The organism is Mucilaginibacter rivuli, assembly GCF_019391655.1.
In the GTDB taxonomy this organism is placed as follows: domain Bacteria; phylum Bacteroidota; class Bacteroidia; order Sphingobacteriales; family Sphingobacteriaceae; genus Mucilaginibacter; species Mucilaginibacter rivuli.
On the sequence record NZ_JAHXPQ010000004.1, the window covers coordinates 176270 to 196280 of the forward strand.

General features: G+C 43.5%; 19 protein-coding genes. 13 read left to right on the forward strand and 6 right to left on the reverse strand.

Going from position 1 to position 20011, the window contains the following annotated elements; all coding sequences use genetic code 11:
- The first annotated feature begins 3 nt into the window (after positions 1 to 3).
- The 6 genes from KXQ82_RS10645 (at position 4) to KXQ82_RS10670 (ending at position 4900) form a co-directional block, all read left to right on the forward strand.
- Entirely contained in the window at positions 4 to 339 is a 336-nt protein-coding gene (locus tag KXQ82_RS10645; protein ID WP_219488314.1) for an L-rhamnose mutarotase, read from the forward strand.
- 3 nt (positions 340 to 342) lie between these two features.
- Positions 343 to 1107, forward strand: a complete 765-nt coding sequence (locus KXQ82_RS10650) for an SDR family NAD(P)-dependent oxidoreductase (RefSeq protein ID WP_219488316.1) — start codon at positions 343 to 345, stop codon at positions 1105 to 1107.
- A 29-nt stretch (positions 1108 to 1136) separates the two neighbouring features.
- Positions 1137 to 1997, forward strand: coding sequence for a fumarylacetoacetate hydrolase family protein (locus KXQ82_RS10655; RefSeq protein ID WP_219488318.1), 861 nt, complete (start codon positions 1137 to 1139; stop codon positions 1995 to 1997).
- On the forward strand, positions 1984 to 2814 hold the full coding sequence (locus tag KXQ82_RS10660) for an amidohydrolase family protein (RefSeq protein WP_219488320.1): 831 nt from the start codon (positions 1984 to 1986) through the stop codon (positions 2812 to 2814). Before KXQ82_RS10655 ends, KXQ82_RS10660 begins: the two co-directional genes overlap by 14 nt.
- A gap of 12 nt (positions 2815 to 2826) precedes the next feature.
- Positions 2827 to 3615 (forward strand): SDR family oxidoreductase, encoded by a 789-nt coding sequence (locus KXQ82_RS10665; protein ID WP_219488321.1) that lies wholly within the window; start codon positions 2827 to 2829, stop codon positions 3613 to 3615.
- Positions 3616 to 3886: 271 nt separating this feature from the next.
- The gene (locus tag KXQ82_RS10670) at positions 3887 to 4900 is read left to right on the forward strand and encodes a zinc-binding alcohol dehydrogenase family protein (protein WP_219488324.1); all 1014 of its coding nucleotides are present in this window, start codon (positions 3887 to 3889) and stop codon (positions 4898 to 4900) included.
- A gap of 32 nt (positions 4901 to 4932) precedes the next feature.
- Here the strand turns inward: KXQ82_RS10670 and KXQ82_RS10675 are convergent, their stop codons facing one another.
- The 4 genes from KXQ82_RS10675 to KXQ82_RS10690 all read right to left on the reverse strand — a co-directional run bounded on the left by KXQ82_RS10675 (position 4933) and on the right by KXQ82_RS10690 (position 9192).
- Positions 4933 to 5658, reverse strand: coding sequence for a hypothetical protein (locus KXQ82_RS10675; protein WP_219488326.1), 726 nt, complete (start codon positions 5656 to 5658; stop codon positions 4933 to 4935).
- Positions 5659 to 5713: 55 nt separating this feature from the next.
- The gene (locus KXQ82_RS10680; protein WP_219488328.1) at positions 5714 to 6271 is read right to left on the reverse strand and encodes a DUF1543 domain-containing protein; all 558 of its coding nucleotides are present in this window, start codon (positions 6269 to 6271) and stop codon (positions 5714 to 5716) included.
- Between the two features lies 1 nt (position 6272).
- Positions 6273 to 8561 (reverse strand): glycoside hydrolase family 65 protein, encoded by a 2289-nt coding sequence (locus KXQ82_RS10685; protein ID WP_219488329.1) that lies wholly within the window; start codon positions 8559 to 8561, stop codon positions 6273 to 6275.
- A 421-nt stretch (positions 8562 to 8982) separates the two neighbouring features.
- Positions 8983 to 9192, reverse strand: coding sequence for a DUF2683 family protein (locus tag KXQ82_RS10690; protein ID WP_219488333.1), 210 nt, complete (start codon positions 9190 to 9192; stop codon positions 8983 to 8985).
- Positions 9193 to 9372: 180 nt separating this feature from the next.
- Here KXQ82_RS10690 and KXQ82_RS10695 point away from each other — a divergent pair, with 180 nt between their 5' ends.
- Complete coding sequence (locus KXQ82_RS10695; protein WP_219488334.1) at positions 9373 to 9903, forward strand: ExbD/TolR family protein; 531 nt, start codon at positions 9373 to 9375, stop codon at positions 9901 to 9903.
- Between the two features lie 135 nt (positions 9904 to 10038).
- On the opposite strand, the gene KXQ82_RS10700 is transcribed toward KXQ82_RS10695, so the two are convergent.
- A complete protein-coding gene (locus tag KXQ82_RS10700) occupies positions 10039 to 10626 on the reverse strand; it encodes a porin family protein (RefSeq protein ID WP_219488336.1) in 588 nt (195 codons plus the stop codon).
- A 118-nt stretch (positions 10627 to 10744) separates the two neighbouring features.
- Between KXQ82_RS10700 and KXQ82_RS10705 the strand changes: the two genes are divergently transcribed.
- The 4 genes from KXQ82_RS10705 (at position 10745) to KXQ82_RS10720 (ending at position 16322) form a co-directional block, all read left to right on the forward strand.
- A complete protein-coding gene (locus tag KXQ82_RS10705; protein ID WP_219488337.1) occupies positions 10745 to 10960 on the forward strand; it encodes a hypothetical protein in 216 nt (71 codons plus the stop codon).
- A gap of 69 nt (positions 10961 to 11029) precedes the next feature.
- Positions 11030 to 12772 carry a S41 family peptidase gene (locus KXQ82_RS10710; RefSeq protein ID WP_219488338.1) on the forward strand — a complete coding sequence of 581 codons (1743 nt, stop codon included), beginning with the start codon at positions 11030 to 11032 and terminating at the stop codon, positions 12770 to 12772.
- 77 nt (positions 12773 to 12849) lie between these two features.
- Positions 12850 to 13971 carry an RES domain-containing protein gene (locus KXQ82_RS10715; protein WP_219488340.1) on the forward strand — a complete coding sequence of 374 codons (1122 nt, stop codon included), beginning with the start codon at positions 12850 to 12852 and terminating at the stop codon, positions 13969 to 13971.
- A gap of 695 nt (positions 13972 to 14666) precedes the next feature.
- Positions 14667 to 16322 (forward strand): glutamine--tRNA ligase/YqeY domain fusion protein, encoded by a 1656-nt coding sequence (locus tag KXQ82_RS10720; protein ID WP_219488341.1) that lies wholly within the window; start codon positions 14667 to 14669, stop codon positions 16320 to 16322.
- 57 nt (positions 16323 to 16379) lie between these two features.
- On the opposite strand, the gene pgi is transcribed toward KXQ82_RS10720, so the two are convergent.
- Complete coding sequence (pgi, locus tag KXQ82_RS10725) at positions 16380 to 18029, reverse strand: glucose-6-phosphate isomerase (protein ID WP_219488343.1); 1650 nt, start codon at positions 18027 to 18029, stop codon at positions 16380 to 16382.
- A gap of 261 nt (positions 18030 to 18290) precedes the next feature.
- Here pgi and KXQ82_RS10730 point away from each other — a divergent pair, with 261 nt between their 5' ends.
- The gene (locus KXQ82_RS10730; RefSeq protein ID WP_219488344.1) at positions 18291 to 18722 is read left to right on the forward strand and encodes a hypothetical protein; all 432 of its coding nucleotides are present in this window, start codon (positions 18291 to 18293) and stop codon (positions 18720 to 18722) included.
- 190 nt (positions 18723 to 18912) lie between these two features.
- Positions 18913 to 20005, forward strand: a protein-coding gene (prfB, locus tag KXQ82_RS10735; protein ID WP_219488346.1) for a peptide chain release factor 2 whose coding sequence is annotated in 2 segments (ribosomal slippage) — positions 18913 to 18972 and positions 18974 to 20005 — 1092 coding nt in all. Because the reading frame shifts where the segments join, the coding sequence is not laid out codon by codon here.
- Positions 20006 to 20011 lie beyond the last annotated feature (6 nt).

Consider the following 20011-nt stretch of genomic DNA (forward strand, 5'->3'; position numbering starts at 1 on the left):
GACATGCAAAAATACTGCCTCGCCTGCGACCTTGTTGACGATCCGGCCCTGATTGCCGAGTACGAGCATTGGCACCTGCATGAGAACAAATGGCCCGAAATAATGAAGAGCATTACCGATTTCGGTATTACCAATATGGAGATATACCGCTTTGGCACACGCCTTTTTATGATAATGGAAACCGATAATAGCTTTAACTTTGAGCGTAAAGCCGCGGCTGATGCTGTGAACCCCAAGGTACAGGAATGGGAACAACTGATGTGGAAGTTTCAGCAGGCCATACCGGGCTCAAAACCGGGCGAAAAATGGGTGCTGATGAATAAGATATTTCAATTATAATATATGTTAAGTTTAAAAGGGAAAATAGCGGTAGTTACCGGCGGCGGGAGCGGGATAGGCCGGGCAGTAGCCAAAGTGTTTGCCAAACAAGGTGCCGGCGTACACATTTTAGATGTGAGCCTGGCCGCGGGCGAAACAGTAGTTAACGAAATTACAGCAGATGGCGGTATTGCCTATACACATGCCTGCGATGTGAGCAATCAGCAACAGGTTAGCGCTGTTTTTGATCATATTGGCATTGTGAATTTGTTGGTAAATAATGCAGGGATAGCCCACGTTGGCCGTGCCGATACTACTAACGAAGAAGATTTTATGCGCGTGTTCAACATCAATGTGCGTGGCGTTTACAACTGCCTGCATGCTGCCTTGCCAATAATGAAAGCTAATGGCGGTGGCGCGATACTTAACTTATCATCTATAGGTGCGGTAGTGGGTATTGCCGACAGGTTTGCTTACAGCATGAGTAAAGGTGCCGTACATGGGATGACACTTTCAACCGCGCGTGATTACCTGGCCGATGGTATCCGCTGTAATTCCATATCCCCGGCAAGGGTACACACCCCTTTTGTGGATGGCTTTATCGCTAAAAACTATCCCGGCAAGGAAGAAGAGATGTTTGAAAAACTATCAAAATCACAACCCATTGGCCGTATGGGCAACCCTGAAGAAATTGCCAATTTGATATTATACCTATGCTCGGATGAAGCATCATTCATCACCGGCTGTGATTACCATATTGATGGCGGATTTATAAAATTGAATAATTAAGTCGCGCTAAAGCGCTAAGAAAAAGCATTATGAAACTTATACGATACGGAGAACTTAACAAAGAGAAAACAGGCATAGTGCTTGAAGATGGCAAATACTATGATACTTCGGCTTTTGGCGAAGATTATAACGAAGCCTTTTTTGAAAACGACGGCTTAGCGCGCTTAAAGGCCTTTGTGGATGCTAACAAAGCAACCCTGAAACCGATACCGGAAGGTGCACGTTTGGGCAGCCCTTTTGCGAGGCCGTCAAAAATTGTTTGCATAGGCCTTAACTATGCCGACCATGCCCGCGAAACAGGCGCGGCAGTACCAACCGAACCCGTTATCTTTATGAAAAGCACTTCGGCTTTAGCCGGGCCTTTTGATGATATCACTATCCCGAAAAATTCAGTAAAAACTGATTGGGAAGTGGAGATAGCTGTGGTTATCAGCAAAAAAGCAAGCTATGTTGATGAGGCCGATGCGCATAATTACATTGCGGGTTATGTGCTGCATAACGATGTATCGGAACGTGAGTTCCAGATAGAGCGTGGCGGTACCTGGGATAAAGGTAAAGGCTGCGATACCTTTGCACCAATGGGGCCTTTTATGGCTACAGCCGATGAGATTGCCGATGTAAACAACCTGCGCCTGTGGCTTAATGTTAACGGCCAGAAAATGCAGGATGGCAATACATCAAACTTTATATTCAACATCCCGTTCGTAATATCATACCTGAGCCAGTTTATGAGCTTGCTACCGGGCGATGTAATATCAACCGGTACACCTGCAGGCGTTGGCCTGGGCTTTAACCCGCCTGTTTATTTGAAAGACGGTGATGTGGTAGAGTTAGGAATTGATGGCTTGGGTACTGCTAAACAAACTTTTAAAGCATATGCCAAAAATTGATGCCCACCAGCATTTCTGGATATTTGACCCGGTAAGGGATAGCTGGATAAACGATGATATGTCGGTTATTCAACGCGATTTTTTACCCGGCGATCTGGAGCCGGTGCTGGAGGCAAACGGTATAAATGGCTGCGTGGCTGTACAGGCTGATCAGTCGGAAATACAGAATGATTTTTTGCTGGGGCTGGCTAATGATAATGCTTTTATAAAAGGGGTAGTTGGTTGGGTTGATTTGCGTGCGGATAATATTGAAGAGCGGCTGGAATATTACAGTGGCTTTGAAAAAATGAAAGGCTTGCGCCATGTATTGCAGGGAGAAGAAGATAGGGCTTTGATGCTGAAACCAGCTTTTATGAATGGTATAAGCAAGTTGGCCAAATATGGTTTTACTTATGATATCCTCATCTTTCCGGACCAGTTGCAATATGTAAGCGAGTTTGTTTCGGCTTTCCCGGATACCAAATTTGTGATAGACCATATTGCGAAGCCATACATCAAAGACAAAAAAATAGATGACTGGGCAACGGATATCCGCAAGGTGGCCCAGCATCAAAACTTGTACTGTAAGGTATCAGGCATGGTAACCGAGGCTGATTGGAAAAACCATAAGCCTGCTGATTTTATCCCATACTTGGATGTGGTGTTTGAAGCTTTTGGCGCGGAAAGATTAATGTTTGGGTCAGACTGGCCGGTATGCCAGGTGGCTGCAAACTACACTGCAATGAAAAGCATAGTTGAACAATATACCGTCAACTTATCAACCACCGAGCAGGATAAGTTTTGGGGAGATAATGCCGTTAAATTTTACAACCTATAAAAGGAACAAAATATGGATCTGCAATTAAAAGATAAAGTAATTATAGTAACCGGCGGTGCAAAAGGCATTGGCGAGGGCATTAGCAATGTATTGGCCGGCGAAGGCGCTATACCCGTTATTATTGGCCGCAACTCCAATGATAACAACAAAACCGTTGACGCGATAAAAGCAGCAGGCGGCCAAGCTTTCCAGGTAGCGGCAGAGTTATCAGACCCTGCTGCCTGCAAAATGGCTGTTGAGGCTGTTATAGCACAATTCGGCCGTATTGATGGCTTAGTGAACAATGCAGGGGTTAATGATGGCGTAGGCCTTGAAAATGGCAATTATGATGCCTTTATGGCATCGTTACATAAAAACGTGGTGCATTATTATTTGATGGCACATTATGCATTGCCCGAGCTGATCAAATCAAAAGGATCGATACTGAACATCACCTCAAAAACAGCGGAAACCGGGCAGGGTAATACATCTGCCTATGCTGCTGCCAATGGTGGCCGTAATGCCTTAACCCGCGAGTGGGCTGTGGAGTTGTTAAAATACGGTATCCGTGTAAACGCCATTGTAGTTGCCGAATGCTGGACACCGGCCTACGATACCTGGGTAAACGGACTGGCCAATCCGCAGGAAAAACTAAAGGAGATTACCGGTAAAATACCTTTTGAAAACCGCATGACCACAGCTGAAGAATTAGGCAATGCTACTGCATTCCTGTTATCAGAACGCTCAAGCCATACTACAGGGCAAATTGTTCATGTAGATGGTGGCTATGTGCATTTAGATAGGGCGCTGGCTAACGCATAATTATATAGCGATGGGTTTCAACTATTCTCTTGAGCAGGCTGTGCCTGGGCTGAGCGGGCGAAAAAACCCATCGCTATTGTACATTACAGGATGCATCAGTAGAGTTGAACGGATATTAGTTACTCTCTTTGCATAATTATAATTAGTCATCCCGTCCCGACTTTCGTTGGGATCGGGACCCCATCATGCAGGTGGCGAACTATCATCGCATACCTATCAGTGAGGTGCTGAAACAAGTTCGGCATGACCTGATTTTTTTTAACAACACACAATGAAAACATTAGTATGCACCACACCGGGGCAATTTGAATACCAACTGGGCCAAATGCCTGCACTTACTCCCGGTAACGCTATCATCAAAATAAAACGTATTGGCATTTGCGGTACCGACCTGCACGCCTTTGAGGGCACCCAGCCATTTTTTGCTTACCCACGCATTTTAGGTCACGAGCTGGCGGGCGAGTTGGTGGAATTTGATAATGCCCCCGGTTTTACTGTTGGTGAAACGGTAACTTTTATCCCCTATTTTAATTGCGGAACATGTATTGCCTGCCGCAGCGGTAAAGCCAACTGCTGTACTGATATTAAAGTTTTTGGTGTACATATTGATGGCGGCATGGCCGAATATGTTTCGGTGCCATCATATTCGCTTATTCACGGCGAAGGTTTGAGCGAGGATGAATTAGCCTTAGTTGAACCATTGGCTATTGGCGCTCATGGCGTTCGCCGCGCAGATGTGCAACCCGGCGAGTTCGTGCTGGTGGTTGGCGCCGGGCCAATTGGCCTGGGTATTATGGAGTTTGCGCGTATTGCAGGCGCAAACGTGATTGCAATGGACATTAACGAAAACCGCCTTGATTTTTGTAAAAATAAGCTCAAGGTACACCATACCATTAACGCCGCTAAAGAGGATGTTAACGAAGCGCTGAAAACAATTACAAATGGCGACTACCCTACCGTGGTAATAGATGCCACGGGCAGCCTGCGTGCTATTACCAATGCTTTTCCATACATGGCGCATGGTGCACGTTATGTTTTGGTAGGATTGCAAAAAGGCGAAATAGCATTTAGCCACCCTGAGTTTCACAAACGCGAGGCTACCCTGATGAGCAGCCGCAACGCCACCCGTGCCGATTTTGAGCACGTGATAGCCAGCATGAAAAAGGGTTTGGTTGACCCTACGAATTATATTACTCACCGGGTTGATTTTGGTGAGGTGAAGGATGAGTTTAAAGGATGGTTAGATCCGGCGAATGGGGTGATAAAGGCAATGGTATCGTTATAAAAAAATTGCGTTTAAGCTGGCTTGATAAGAAATTATTTATCAATCCACCATTCAAATTTGGTACCATCAGCAACCTCTTCAAAAATATGATCCATTTTTCGAGCAAAAAAACGTCGTAATATTTCACCTTCACTACCTGTTTTTTTAAGATCAGAGGTGTAATCTGCAAGATGTCTTTTTAAACGATAATGTAAGATGGTACGATAAATCTTATTCTTTCCATTTTCGTGTTCGATGAAAATCTTTTCTGTTTTGGTTTTAAATCTTAACGGGGCCGCGTTGATAATCCATTTTCCTTTAGTCCTGGCTTCGTGCATAAGGCCACATCTAACATCCTTATAAAAGGATTCTGCGCTAAATGGTTTATCAGGAATAGTTTGTCCTGAACTTGCAGAATCATCTACCCAAAAAATGTTTTTAAATATGGCAGCGGATTGCAAGAATTTGGTAAATATTTTTTGACTGTTTTTATAAGTATATTTAGGTGAACCTGTATTTTTCGTGTGGTCAAATATTTCGCCAGAACGTAGACTTGCGAATGCTTCTATTAAAGCACATTGTACCGTTAGAATTGTAAAGCCTTCCCCTTTTAGTTTTCCCTCATCAATTAATTGCTGAATGGGATCGAAATACTTTCTTGTAAATCTCTGATTAAATAGGATAATTGCTTTACCCCATTCTTTATCATAAATGTATTGTTGATTCAGCTTCAACCGAATGTCCTTCCATTTGGTTATTTCTTGTTCTTCAATCTCCATATTTAAATATAGATGTTAAAATTAGAATGTCAATAGACGTCGAGATTTGTAGAAGCTACTCAATCTTTCCCAACGGCAAATACCCTAAATGTATCTCATCTTCAACTAAACTTTCGGCAGGTGTGAGTTGAATATGGTATAGTGTTTTTTGAAAAGCGGGTAAAATATCCTGTATTTTAAAAACATCGTCAACATCTATTCCATATTTATCATCAATATGGCTTACAGCATTGCCGAAATGGTTATGCTGATAAAAATCGGTTTCTTTGGCGTATTTGGTTACTGAAGCCAGGCTGGGCTGAACAGTGAGCAGGGTGTAATGTTGCTCCTCGAACTTTTCGGGCAGATAGCCGCCAAGGTTGATAAAAAACAAGGTTTGGGTTTGATTTGCCGGTGTTTGTTTTACAACATCTACCTTATATCCGTTTACAGCCGTTACTTCTCTCCATGCATCAATGTGGATGTTGCCTTTGTTTTCGGGCCAAAAATATTTGATATCGGGGATCAATGCTTTTAATGAAGGTGCTATCCCAAAGAAAAAATCATGCTGCTCCACGTGCCTGCCGGGCGGGCGGCAGCCTAAGAGCAGCATGTATAGTTTCAATTCGCCCATTTTATTCAGCTAAGATGGTTTGGCCTGTTGTTAACTTGTACGCTTTACCTGATACAAAAACCTCACAAGCTTTATCCGTTGTTAAATGCGAGCCGTTGGCATCAACTTTAATATTGATGAGTGCTCCACGGAACAGGATATTAAACGAATAGCCTTTCCACTGCTTGGGTAGGAAGGGCTTAAAGTGTAGTTGGTCATTGCTCACCGTCATACCTGCAAATCCTTCTACCACAGTCATCCAGGTGCCAGCCATTGATGTGATGTGGCAACCGTCTTCGGTATCGTTGTTATAATCGTCAAGGTCAAGGCGGGAGGTGCGGAGGTAAAAGTTATAGGCATCTTCTTCCATCCCCAGCTTGGCGGCTAATATGGCGTGTATACAGGGCGACAGCGAGCTTTCATGTACGGTTAGCGGCTCGTAAAACTCATAGTTGCGGCGCAATGTATCCAGATCAAATTTATCGCTGAAAAAGTACAGGCCCTGTAATACATCGGCTTGTTTAATGTAGCATGAGCGCAGTATGCGGTCCCAGCTCCATTTTTGATTTAGGGGGCGGTCGGCAGCGGGCAAGTCATGCACGGGGATGATCTCTTTATCCAAAAAGTTATCCTGTTGTAAAAAGATGCCTTTGGCTTTATCCTCACCCAGGTACATGTTATTACTTATCTTTTTCCAGTATGTTGTTTCTTCCGTTTCGTTGAACGCGGTTTTTATCACTAGGTCCATGTATTTATCCGGTTCGGTAGCTTTAACATAGGCTATACACTCGGCGGCGTAATCCATACACCAACAGGCCAGCATACTGGTGTACCAGTTGTTGTTCACGTTGTTTTCGTACTCGTTGGGGCCTGTTACGCCCAGCATTACATACTGGTTTTTGGCAGCGCTCCAGTTTACACGCTGTTTCCAGAAACGGGCAATACCGATAAGTACTTCCAGGCCGTAATCGTTCAGGTAATCTTTATCGCCGGTAAAGCGGATGTAGTTAAATATCGCGTAAGCAATAGCACCATTGCGGTGTATCTCTTCAAAGGTAATTTCCCACTCGTTATGGCATTCTTCGCCATTCATGGTAACCATAGGGTACAGTGCAGCTCCTTTATCAAAACCTAACTTAGCGGCGTTTTCAATGGCTTTATCTAACTGTTTCCAGCGGTAAATAAGTAGTTGTTTGGTTACCTGCTGCGGGGCAGTGCCTAAGTAAAAGGGCACGCAATAAGCCTCGGTATCCCAATAGGTTGAGCCTCCGTATTTTTCGCCCGTAAAACCTTTGGGGCCAATGTTGAGGCGGTCATCGCTGCCGGTGTAGGTTTGACTCAATTGGAAAATATTAAAACGGATGCCTTGCTGCGCTTTAACATCGCCCTCGATCACAATATCGCTATGCTCCCATTTTTTGTGCCATGCGGCAGCCTGTTCGGCAAGCATGGTATCAAAACCTTTAGCCGATACTTCTGCTATCACCTTTTTACAGGCATCTGGTAAATTGGCAGGGGCGTAGTTTTGCGATGATACGTTGGCGGCGTATTTGTAAACGGTGGTTTGTTGCCCCTGTTGCACCTGTACAGTGGTGGTTGAAGCTACATATTTTTCGCGGAGGGTGTTTATCACTTTTGCAGAACTACCCGAAATAGTGAAACGGCTGCCTGTACAAACCTCAAATCCGGTTTTTTTGGTGCGCAGGGTTAAGTACACATCGTTACCATCTTCGGCATGAGCTACATGTTCCCAAAATTTCTCGTCGTAGTTGGAATCGGCGTTGGAGATATCCCCATCAATGTAAGGCGTTACTGTAATATCACCACTAAAATTAAGAGGGGTGATGGCGTACTTTATGGCACCGGCTTCTTTATCAACAATGCTGCACAGGCGGGTGGCTGTAATGCTTACTTCTTTACCGTTTTTTAACCGGGCAGTAAAACTTCGTTCTAAATAACCATCGTGCATGTTGAGCACGCGTTTAAAATTGGTTACGGCACATTGGGCAATATCTAAAACCTCATCGTCAATTTTTATATCGATGCCAATCCAGTTGGCGGCGTTCAATACTTTGGCAAAATATTCGGGATAGCCGTTCTTCCACCAGCCTACACGGGTTTTATCGGGATAATATACTCCCGCAACGTAGTTACCTTGCAGGGTTTCGCCGCTGTATGCTTCCTCAAAATTGGCGCGCTGGCCCATGCGGCCGTTACCAAGGCTGAATATACTTTCGGATATTTTGTTCAGGTGCGGATCAAAACCTTCTTCTATAATATGCCACTCGTGTGGGATGATGTAATTTTTCATGCTGCGGGTGTTTGCTTCGCTAAAATATGGTTTCTTGGGATAGCGCACTATCTATATCAAAAAAACAGCAGCAAAATTTGCGTTGATTATTTATTTAAACGTACTTTCCAAATCGAAAAAATTAGAGAATGTAAAGTGAGTTATAAAGAATCCTGACGATTATCCCAAAAGCAAACTATTAAAACCACATTTCCAAAAACCCTGTAAAGCATTGAGCAATTTTTATGCAGGACGCATTTTCGAACTTCGGTATTTTCATCAACCACAGGATATAATAAAGGCGTTTCGGATATAGTATTAATGCTCTTCGCAACCTTAGATTCGAACTTGTTTACGAAACTATCTCCCCAAGTAACTCTTAATTGGCTAATAACCGCATCATAGGTTTCTTCAGATTCTGGTGAGAACCTTATCTCGAAGCTCATTTTTTAGAAAAATGTTTTTCTTTAAATTCTTGTAGGGAAATGGTTTGGCCTGCTTCAAATTGTTTTATGCTTTTTTCAATGCTTTGAGAAACATGTAATGGCAAATCGGGTATTTTTGATTCGAATGGAACTTTCAAAGCTTTTAAAACAGCTTTCACCGTTTTTAATTGCTCTACGTTATCTGGATGAATAAGTATGGTTTCCATATAACAAATATAAGCTTTCATGATTTCTTATTCAAAATCTCAGGCAATATTAACTTCTTATTTCTCGTAAAATTATATTCTTCAAACCCCACAACATTACTACCCCCCCCAGCGTTAAACGAATAATATTGCATCTCTCGCAATTATAACCTAACGTTCAACCTTTAAACTTAACCCACCATGGCAGAGCTCAATTCTTCTCCCGAAAAAACCGGCGGAAAAAGTCCGCGTAAAAAGTTAGCAGCCCGTGTTGACCTGACCGCAATGGTCGACCTGGCATTTTTGTTGATCACGTTTTTTATGCTGACGACCTCGATGAACAAGCCGGGGATGTTTGGTTTGAATATGCCGACGGATGAGCGACCAGACCCACCAATGTTTATTCCTGAAAGCCGCACAATGACCTTGTGTATTGGCAGCAACCACCAGGTTTTGTACTATTTGGGCATGACCGAAAAACCATTAACCGACCCCAAACTTTGCACCTTTAATAAGGAAGGTTTGCGCAAAGCCATTTTAGATATGCAGGCATTGGTATTAAAAAACACTGGCAAAAGCCTGATGGTATTAATAAAACCAAGCGATAAATCACAATACGTTGATTTGGTAAATACGCTAGATGAAATGAAAATTACAGGTATCGAGGTTTTCCCGATAGAAGATATTGGAACTAAAGAAATAGCCTTTTTAAAGCAGAAAAACGTTTATTAAAAAATATAGTCATGCTGAACTTGTTTCAGCACCCCATCAGAAATGTAAGCGAGCGATAATGGTTTGCTACTTAGCAAGTGAGGTGCCGATCCCAACGAAAGTCGGGACGGCATGACGTTTTTATTTTTAGGGGGCCTACAATATCTTAAACCCTAAACTGATGTGCCATAAATTTTGGCGCTGGCCAAACTTTTCATTTACCTGGGTAAGGCCACCTTCATAACGCGCGTCGATAGAGATATTTCCCAGATCGATACCGGCACCGGCCTGGTAGCCAAGGGTGCTGTTTTTGTAATTACCCAGATCGCGGTAAGCGGCGCCTAAATTATCCGAAAAGCTTTCGTCGGTATTTAAAATGTACGAATAAATAGGGCCTGCCATGATCCGGAAGTTCAAACTCTCGGCACCGAAAGATTTACCGATCAATACCGGCACATCCAACGAAGTGAACCGCACCTTTGCCGAACCGCCCGCGTTACTTCCGTTTGAATCGAAATTAAATTTACCGCCTTTACTACCTACGTAGAGTTCGGGCTGTACATAAAAGCCTGTGCCTATTCGCGCGAAAGCGCCAAACTGGTAGCCCGCAACGGTTGATTGTGAGTAATTATCATTATCTATTTTAGAAATATTTAAGCCTCCTTTTACCCCTAAAGAGAATTGGGCCTTAACGCTTACCGCGGATATCACCACAGCAGCCAAACATAGCATATACTTTTTCATAGTTATTGGTTTTTATTAGTAGACGTATTTTGATTAGCAATAGTCACAAATTGCGAACCAAAAATTATAAAACGACTTTAATTTGCTTTTTTATACTTTTGCATAAAATAATTACACCATGGCCGAGATCAAATTCAGTACTAAAGAATGGGCACGCATGAAAATCAAGCTTCAGCGTAAATACAACCATTTAACCGATGAGCAGTTACAATATGCCGACGGACAGGAAGAAGATCTGATAAACCGTGTGATGGCACTGGTAAACCGCGACCGCGAATACGTTGTTTTTACCTTTAAAAAAGCGTTGGTAAACCTGGATACCAACAGATTGTAATTTTTTTAACTCATACTAAAGGCCGTTCTGTTTTTTTAGTACATTTATATTCTCAACAAAGAATACAGAATGGAAAGGCGTGTTGTAATGGGTAAAAGCTATAAAAAACTGGGTGTAACGGCTGGTGTATTATCACTTGCATTGGTTTTATGGAGTTTTAATGATGATCTGTTCCAGATATCAAAAAACCTGGAAGTATTTGCCTCGGTTTATAAAGAGATCAACATTAATTATGTTGACGAGATCATCCCTGCCAAATTAGTAAAAACCGGTGTTGATGCCATGCTGGATGGTCTTGACCCGTATACCGAGTTTGTTCCCGAATCGGAAATTGAAGATTATAAGCTTAAATATGTAAGCACCCAATATGGCGGCATTGGCGCCAGCATCTTCTCAAAAAACAAAAAAATCATCATATCTGATATTGCCGAAGGTTTCCCGGCGCAAAAGGCCGATATCCATGTGGGCGACGAGTTGGTTAAGATAAACGACATTGTACTTTACGGTAAAAACAGCGACCAGGTGAGCGCTCTTTTAAAAGGTGCCAAAGGCGGCCCGATTAAACTGCAACTTAAACGCGATGGCGTGGCTGAGCCGATAGAAAAAAGCCTGGTGCGCGATGAGATACAGCAACCCAACGTATCCTACTCGGGTATGGTGGCGGGCAATATGGGTTACATAAAACTCGATCGCTTTTTAGAGAACTCCGGCCAGGAAGTTACCGATGCCTTAGTCGCTATTAAAAAGAATAACCCTAATGGTATCATTCTCGACCTCCGCTCAAACGGTGGGGGTATTTTACAAGAGGCCGTTAAAATTGTGAACCTGTTTGTAGCTAAAGATGTGGAGGTGGTATCGCAAAAGGGCAAGGTACGGGATAAGAATTATGTGTACCATACTTATAACAACCCTATTGAGCCGAACCTGCCATTAGTAGTTTTGATGAACAGCCACTCGGCTTCGGCATCCGAAATTGTAGCGGGCTCATTGCAGGATCTGGACCGCGCCGTTATCATCGGTACGCGCAGCTATGGCAAGGGGCTGGTGCAGCAAACATTTAACCTGCCTTATAACAGTTTGGTGAAGATCACCATCGCTAAATACTATACGCCATCGGGCAGGTGTATACAGGCGTTGGATTATACGCACCGCAATAATGATGGCAGCGTTGATAAGGTTGCCGACTCGCTGATGCATGAATATAAAACTAAAGATGGCCGCTCTGTTTATGATGGCAGCGGTATTTACCCGGATGTGTTTGTGAAGCAGGAAAAGTTTTCGAACGTAACGCAGGTTATTGTGGGCAAGCTGTATGTGTTTGATTATGCCACGCAGTACCGCAACACGCACCCTAAAATTAGCGATGCCAAAGGTTTTGCCTTGACTGATGCTGAATACGCCGACTTTGTAAAATACCTGGACACGAAGGATTATAGCTACAACAATAAATCGGAAAAGGTACTGGCCGACCTGAAAGCTGAAATTGATAAGGACAAAGAGTTTGCCACCATAAAACCCGAGTACGATGCCCTGAAAGCCAAACTGGCCGCCGCCAAAGGCGACGACCTGCAACAGCATAAAGACGAAATAAAACAGGTACTCGAAAATGAAATAGCCGCCCGCTATTACTACGAAAAAGGCCGCTACGAGTGCAACTTTAAATACGATAAAGAAATGGCGCAAGCCGTTAAGCTGATGGCCAACAAAGCCGATGTTGCCACCATTTTAAAAGGCGAAGGGCAATATAAAGTGATAGGTAAACCGGGGGCTATTATGGCGGCTATGAAAGCGGATAAGGCGGACGATAATTAATTGTTTGAATCAGACCGCAGGTAATGAACAAGTACCAGTACAGCAACTTTACCTGCATGATTTAATTATAATCTTCTATGCGCATTACTGAATTTCTAAAAGACCCTTTATTTTCTCTGCCAACCATACAACCCCCGCGACAAGATTTTAAACAGTTTACCTTTCGGCAGCTTGATAACTTCATCGACAAACTTGAAGCAGCTTTACAACAAGACTCACATTTTGAGGATTTGGGCCATTATCCTCTTCATAGAATATTGGAAAGACAGCGACATCTGTCAGAAAAATTAAAAGAAACGCTTAATGCTTATTACAATGGTAAACCAGCAGAAGCTTTCAAACATCTTAATGATGGCCTCGTTAGTAATTTAAAGGATTTCAATGATGTTTTGAACATCAAAGATTTTCTAACCGGCGAAAATTTCTATAGAATACGGTGTTATAAAGAAAATTTCCCTATCGCCATCGAAGACTTTTTTCATATCCCTTTTGAAAAACGTGGCTTGGTGAAAACACAGCGTTTTAGCATACCAGGGTTTCCGTCGCTTTATCTGGGATCTTCTATCTACCTATGCTGGGAAGAATTAAACAGGCCCAACATTAACGAGTTTCAGGCAGTACGGGTTCGTAACACAAGTGATTTGCGCATCCTTGACCTATCTCCACCGAATATGTATGTAAGATCTGATGGTCTTTATGATTATCTAATGATTTGGCCTTTAGTAATGTGCTGTTCGGTTAAAGTGCGAAATCAAGATGATACTTTTAAACCTGAATATATTATTCCTCAATTGTTATTGCAATGGGTTAGAGAAATGTCCGGCATAGACGGTATAGCTTATCAAACTACCCACATGGATTTCAGAACAACTCTTTCAAGAGGCGACTTTATTAATATCGTACTTCCAGTAAAAGATAATAAGAGTCGTGGTCTTTGTGACAGTTTGAAAGAAAAGTTTGAGATGACCAATTCCACTTCCATCCAATTGAGTCAATGCTCGACCGGCGCAGGAACTTATCTTTACAATACTGATGAAATACTTTCTTTGAATAGAAGGGCTACTCTGATTGAAATTATACAAGGTCATGCAAGTCACTATGGAGATTCTGTATTGGGTGAATTGGAACGAACGCTAAATCACATGCCCTTGTTGCGGATAGGCTTTCAAGCTGAAAATGAGCAACATGATAATAATTAACTTATGGTCCGTGTTATCACCACAGGTGTTCGGAAGATTAGTTTACAAACAGAACTCGCTTCTTGAGAAGGGGTGCGGTGGGTAGTGTAGTAGCGGGGATGTGTCATTTTGGGTTTTTAAAGACACCCCCCGCTCCCGCAAGCGTCCCCGCTTGTGGTTATTGGATGAGATAACGGATATGGCTGGCGGCATACCTGTCAACGTGGTCACGAGCGTGACGCTCGCGCCAGCTGGAAAATACGTCGCATTGGTTACTTGACATTGCATGCCTTTTGTTTAAGAATCCCAACAATTTTCCGTATATTGCATATTAACCAAAAACCAAAACCTTGTGGGTAGCGGTTGGGTTTGTCCATTGAAATAGTTCTTACTTTATCCCCCCCTTTGGTTCATTGGTTGGTCAGTTCATCAGTTTATTGGTGCATGGCGTTTATTGAGAAAGGTGGTTATATTTATCCCGGTCATCCCGAACTTGTTTCGAGAACCCATCAACAAAGTATGCAAGCGATGAACAGTTCGCTACTTGGCGAGTGGGGTGCTGAAACAAGTTCAGCATGACTTGTTTGAATCTTAATTATCCCCCTTGGAGTATCGGGTAGTAAGCATCAAGTCGCGCGACTTAAAATAGTTGGACTTGATACCTGATACTTGCGACTTGATACAAAAGAAATTACCCAATTCATTACCTTTGCCGTATGAGCGAAGAACGATCATTAAATTTTTTAGAAGAGATAGTTGAAGAAGATATACGCAACGGCAAAAATGGCGGCAGGGTATTAACGCGTTTTCCGCCGGAGCCTAACGGATATTTGCATATAGGCCACGCCAAATCAATTTGTTTGAATTTTGGATTAGCCAAAAAATACAACGGCAAAACCAACCTGCGTTTTGACGATACCAACCCCGTTACCGAAGATACCGAGTACGTAGAAAGTATTAAGGCGGATGTAAAATGGCTGGGCTTTGATTGGGCCAACGAGTTTTACGCGTCGGACTATTTTGATAAGATATACGCCTTCGCGGTGGAGCTGATCAAGAAAGGATTAGCTTATGTTGACGACAGCACCGCCGAGGAAATTGCGCACCAAAAAGGCACCCCAACCGAACCCGGTGTTGGCAATGCTTACCGCAACCGCAGCGTTGAGGAGAACCTGGCCCTGTTTACCGAAATGAAGGAAGGTAAATACCCGGATGGTGCCAAGGTACTGCGTGCCAAGGTGGATTTGGCATCGCCAAATATGCTTATGCGCGACCCGATCATGTACCGCATTAAGCACGCGCACCACCACCGCACCGGCGATACCTGGTGTATTTACCCGATGTACGATTTCGCGCACGGGCAGAGTGATTCGATAGAGGAAATTACGCATTCGGTGTGTACGCTGGAGTTTGTATCGCACCGCGATATGTATGAGTGGTTTATAGCCAACCTGGGCATATTCCCGTCAAAACAATACGAGTTTGCCCGCCTGAACATGACCTACACCGTGATGAGCAAGCGCAAGCTGCTGCAACTGGTGAACGAGGGTTTGGTGGAAGATTGGGACGACCCGCGTATGCCTACCATTAGCGGTTTACGCCGCCGTGGTTATACGCCGCACTCCATCCGCGAGTTTTGCGAGCGCATAGGCATTGCCAAACGCGAGAACATGATAGACCTGAGCCTGCTGGAATTTTGCATCCGCGAGGATTTGAACAAAACCGCCTGGCGCCGTATGGCCGTGTTGGACCCGGTAAAGCTGGTGATCACCAACTATCCTGCCGGACAGGAAGAAATGCTGCATGGCGAAAACAACCCCGAGGTTGAAGGTGGCGAAGGCGGCCGCGATATCCCTTTCAGCCGTGAGCTTTGGATAGAGCGCGAGGACTTTATGGAAGAGGCCCCGAAGAAGTTCTTCCGCCTTGGCCCGGGTTTGATGGTAAGATTGAAGAATGCCTATATTGTAAAATGCGATGATTTCAGGAAAGATGCCGAAGGCAACATTACCGAGATTCATTGCAGCTATATCCCAGAGTCGAAATCGGGCCATGATACCAGCGGTATCAATGTAAAGGGTACCATCCACTGGGTGAGCGTACCCCACGCCAAAACCGCCAAGGTGCGCCTGTACGACCGCCTGCTGAAAGTGGAAAATCCAAGCGAAGAGGAAGGTGACTTTAAGGATTACCTGAACCCTGATAGCCTGAAAGTAATACAAGCCTACGTGGAACCTGATATGGCGACTGTGGAAGTTGGCAAAGGGTATCAGTTTATCCGTAAAGGGTATTTTTGTTTGGATAAGACCTCGACGCCTAATAAGTTGGTGTTTAACAGGACGGTGACCTTGAAAGATGGGTGGGTGAAGAAGTAATTATCCCAGAAAGATTTGACAACTTTTAAAAAGTTGTCAAATCTAATGCTATCACGCCTACCTCCAGGCCTTAAACTGGTTGATCAATCCATTGGTCGAACTATCGTGGCTGGTTACATCGGCATCATTTCGTAATTCAGGCAGTATCTTTCCGGCCAGTTGTTTGCCGAGTTCAACACCCCATTGATCGAAGCTGTAAATGTTCCACATGATGCCTTGTACAAATATTTTGTGCTCGTACATCGCGATAAGCGAACCTAATGAGCGTGGCGTTATCTTTTTTACCAGGATAGAGTTGGTTGGCCTATTACCTTCAAATACTTTGAAGGGGGCTATCTCTTCTATCTCATGCTCGGTTTTGCCGGAGGCTTTTAGTTCAGCAATTACTTCGTCTTCGGTTTTACCGTTCATCAACGCTTCGGTTTGGGCGAAGAAGTTGGAGAGCAGCAGGGTATGGTGCTCGCCTATCGGGTTATGGCTCTGTGCGGGCGCTATAAAGTCGCAAGGAATGAGTTTAGTACCCTGGTGTATCAGCTGGTAAAAGGCATGCTGTCCGTTGGTGCCCGGTTCTCCCCAGATGATCGGCCCGGTGGAGTAGTCCACCTCGTTACCGTTGCGGTTTACGTGCTTGCCATTGCTTTCCATATCACCTTGCTGAAAGTATGCTGCAAAGCGGTGCAGGTATTGATCGTATGGTAAAATAGCCTGGGTTTGCGCATCAAAGAAGTTGTTGTACCAGATACCCATCAGCGCAAGCGTAACCGGGATGTTTTGTTCAAACTCGGTATCCTTAAAGTGGTTGTCCATCGCATGGGCACCGGCCAATAATTCTTTAAAGTTATCGTAGCCAACACTTAAGCATATAGATAAGCCAATGGCGCTCCATAGCGAGTAACGGCCGCCCACCCAATCCCAAAAACCAAACATGTTATTGGTGTCTATACCAAACTCCGAAACGGCCTTGCCATTGGTAGATAGCGCTGCAAAGTGTTTGGCTATATCGGTCTCTTTCGCGCCGGCACCTTTTAAAAACCAGTCGCGGGCGCTGTGCGCGTTCGCCATGGTCTCTTGCGTGGTAAAGGTTTTTGACGCGATGAGGAACAGTGTAGTTTCTGGGTTAAGCGATTTTAATGCTTCCGCTATATGTGTACCATCTACGTTGGATACAAAGTGAAGGTTTAAACGTGTTTTGTAAGATTTGAGCGCTTCGGTCACCATTACGGGTCCCAGATCCGAGCCGCCGATGCCTATATTCACCACATCGGTAATTTGTTTGCCGGTATAGCCTTTCCAATCACCGCCAATAACCGCTGCCGAAAACTCTTCCATGTGTTTCAACACGGCGTTCACATCTGGCATCACATCTTTACCTTCAACCAAAATTGGGGTATTGCTTTGGTTTCTTAATGCTACATGCAACACGGGGCGGCCTTCGGTCATGTTGATCACTTCACCCGAGAACATGGCGCTTATTGCATCTTTTAACATACATTCTTTTGCGCACTGTATTAAAAGAGCAACGGTTTCATCATCAATCCGGTTTTTTGAGTAATCAAGCAGAATATCTTCAAACTGGATGGAAAATTTATTAAACCGCTCATTATCAGATACAAACAAGTCTTTTAAATGAGTTTCAGAAATCTTGTCAAAATGGTCTGACAGATATTCATACGCTTTAGTCTGTGTGAAATTAATTTTAGGCAACATATTTGATAGTGTTATGGTCCAATTATACCGGTTTAAACCTCGCTGTAAATTAAAGGATAATAGTTTACAAATAAAGAATGATAGTGTTTAAAATACACCGATAGCTTAGTGTTATTTTTACACAAACAAGATTAAGAAATTGACAATAAAATGTAAAATATTTTTTGAATATTCAAATAATGTTTTAGTATCTTTGAAGTATCTTTAATAAAAACAACAAGAATTAACCATTTTCGTAAATTTATATTAAATCATTTAGCAATGTTTGAAAAATTGTTCCAATTAGTTAAAAATAACGCAGATAAAGCTGTTATTAACAACCCGACCATTCAAGAGAAAGACCACGAATCTGTTATGACTGAGGCATCTAGCTCAATTATTGATGTGCTGAAGAAACAGATAGAAAGCGGCCGCCTAAAAGACCTGGTTACCTTTTTCCAGATAAAAGGTATTTACAACAATGCTTTGGTGAATAGCATGATCAACAAGTTTGCCAACAGGCTTAATACTTATTATGGTATTGCCCCAAATGCGGCTTATAAAGTTGCCGAAGAATTGATACCATCGGTTATGGTACAATTGGTACAGCAAACTAAAAATGAAAAGAACATGGGCACCCTGTTTTCGCAGCTTAACGGTAACCGTACCGACCTGAGCGGTATGGTTAACGGAATGATGCTTGCCGCTTCGTAAAGGCGACAAACGAATATTGCTATACTATATAAATGGCTCGTTGGTTAATACCGGCGGGCCATTCTTTTTTTGACCGCTTATTCTTTTGATTTGATTTTGGGATTACGCTGATTTCAACAAGTTGGTGACATTGCTACTGTATTATCCCTCATTTGCACATGCTCTCACACATTTTTATTATGTTTGCTGTATGACTAAAGAGCAATTGCAGGATTTAAGGGATAGAACAGCTTCCCTGAGGAGGCATCTTTGACATCGACCGGAAGCTCGATGAACTACACACCCAGGAGGCGATAACCACAAGCCCCGGTTTTTGGGATTCGCCCAAAAACGCCGAAAAGGTTTTGGCCGGAATAAAAAGCATAAAACAATGGACAGACGCTTACGCCAAACTGGAAACAGTGGTGGAAGATACTGATGTAATGTTTGAGTTTTACCAGGCCGGTGATGCCAGCGCTGATGAAATGGACGAACAATACGATGTTGCGCTTAAAACTACCGAAGAGCTTGAATTTAAAAACATGCTATCGGCCGAAGAGGACCAGCTAAGTGCCGTTATACAAATAACCGCGGGCGCAGGTGGTACCGAAAGCTGCGACTGGTGCAGTATGCTGATGCGGATGTACATCATGTGGGCGCAAAAGCATGGTTATAAAATTACCGAACAGGATTTTCAGGAAGGTGATGTTGCCGGGGTTAAAACTGTAACCTTGCAGTTTGAGGGCGATTTTAGCTATGGCTACCTTAAAGGCGAAAATGGCGTACACCGTTTGGTGCGTATATCGCCTTTTGATGCCAATGCCAAGCGCCATACCTCATTTGCATCGGTATACGTGTACCCATTGGTTGATGATACCATTGAGATATACGTTAACCCTGCAGATATTGAGTTTGATACCTTCCGCTCGGGCGGGGCAGGCGGCCAAAACGTGAACAAGGTAGAAACCGCGGTACGTTTACATCACAAGCCATCGGGCATCATTATCAAAAATCAGGAATCACGCTCGCAACTTCAAAATAAAGAGAATGCTATACGCTTACTAAAATCTCAGTTATATGAGATAGAAATGCGCAAGCGCATGGAGATTACCAACGAAATTGAGGGCAATAAGAAAAAGATAGAATGGGGCTCACAAATACGTAACTATGTGTTGCACCCTTATAAGCTGGTTAAAGACATCCGTACCAATTACGAAACATCAAACGCGCAGGGCGTATTAGATGGCGACCTGGACGAGTTTTTAAAAGCTTACCTGATGGAATTTGGCAATACCAAGGAATAAGCCTGG

Excerpts from the sequence above, each read along its gene's own strand:
- KXQ82_RS10645 (WP_219488314.1), top strand. The coding sequence starts at position 4 with ATGCAAAAATACTGCCTCGCCTGCGACCTTGTTGACGATCCGGCCCTG.
- KXQ82_RS10650 (WP_219488316.1), top strand. The coding sequence starts at position 343 with ATGTTAAGTTTAAAAGGGAAAATAGCGGTAGTTACCGGCGGCGGGAGC.
- KXQ82_RS10655 (WP_219488318.1), top strand. The coding sequence starts at position 1,137 with ATGAAACTTATACGATACGGAGAACTTAACAAAGAGAAAACAGGCATA.
- KXQ82_RS10660 (WP_219488320.1), top strand. The coding sequence starts at position 1,984 with ATGCCAAAAATTGATGCCCACCAGCATTTCTGGATATTTGACCCGGTA.
- KXQ82_RS10665 (WP_219488321.1), top strand. The coding sequence starts at position 2,827 with ATGGATCTGCAATTAAAAGATAAAGTAATTATAGTAACCGGCGGTGCA.
- KXQ82_RS10670 (WP_219488324.1), top strand. The coding sequence starts at position 3,887 with ATGAAAACATTAGTATGCACCACACCGGGGCAATTTGAATACCAACTG.
- KXQ82_RS10675 (WP_219488326.1), bottom strand. The coding sequence starts at position 5,658 with ATGGAGATTGAAGAACAAGAAATAACCAAATGGAAGGACATTCGGTTG.
- KXQ82_RS10680 (WP_219488328.1), bottom strand. The coding sequence starts at position 6,271 with ATGGGCGAATTGAAACTATACATGCTGCTCTTAGGCTGCCGCCCGCCC.
- KXQ82_RS10685 (WP_219488329.1), bottom strand. The coding sequence starts at position 8,561 with ATGAAAAATTACATCATCCCACACGAGTGGCATATTATAGAAGAAGGT.
- KXQ82_RS10690 (WP_219488333.1), bottom strand. The coding sequence starts at position 9,192 with ATGGAAACCATACTTATTCATCCAGATAACGTAGAGCAATTAAAAACG.
- KXQ82_RS10695 (WP_219488334.1), top strand. The coding sequence starts at position 9,373 with ATGGCAGAGCTCAATTCTTCTCCCGAAAAAACCGGCGGAAAAAGTCCG.
- KXQ82_RS10700 (WP_219488336.1), bottom strand. The coding sequence starts at position 10,626 with ATGAAAAAGTATATGCTATGTTTGGCTGCTGTGGTGATATCCGCGGTA.
- KXQ82_RS10705 (WP_219488337.1), top strand. The coding sequence starts at position 10,745 with ATGGCCGAGATCAAATTCAGTACTAAAGAATGGGCACGCATGAAAATC.
- KXQ82_RS10710 (WP_219488338.1), top strand. The coding sequence starts at position 11,030 with ATGGAAAGGCGTGTTGTAATGGGTAAAAGCTATAAAAAACTGGGTGTA.
- KXQ82_RS10715 (WP_219488340.1), top strand. The coding sequence starts at position 12,850 with ATGCGCATTACTGAATTTCTAAAAGACCCTTTATTTTCTCTGCCAACC.
- KXQ82_RS10720 (WP_219488341.1), top strand. The coding sequence starts at position 14,667 with ATGAGCGAAGAACGATCATTAAATTTTTTAGAAGAGATAGTTGAAGAA.
- pgi (WP_219488343.1), bottom strand. The coding sequence starts at position 18,029 with ATGTTGCCTAAAATTAATTTCACACAGACTAAAGCGTATGAATATCTG.
- KXQ82_RS10730 (WP_219488344.1), top strand. The coding sequence starts at position 18,291 with ATGTTTGAAAAATTGTTCCAATTAGTTAAAAATAACGCAGATAAAGCT.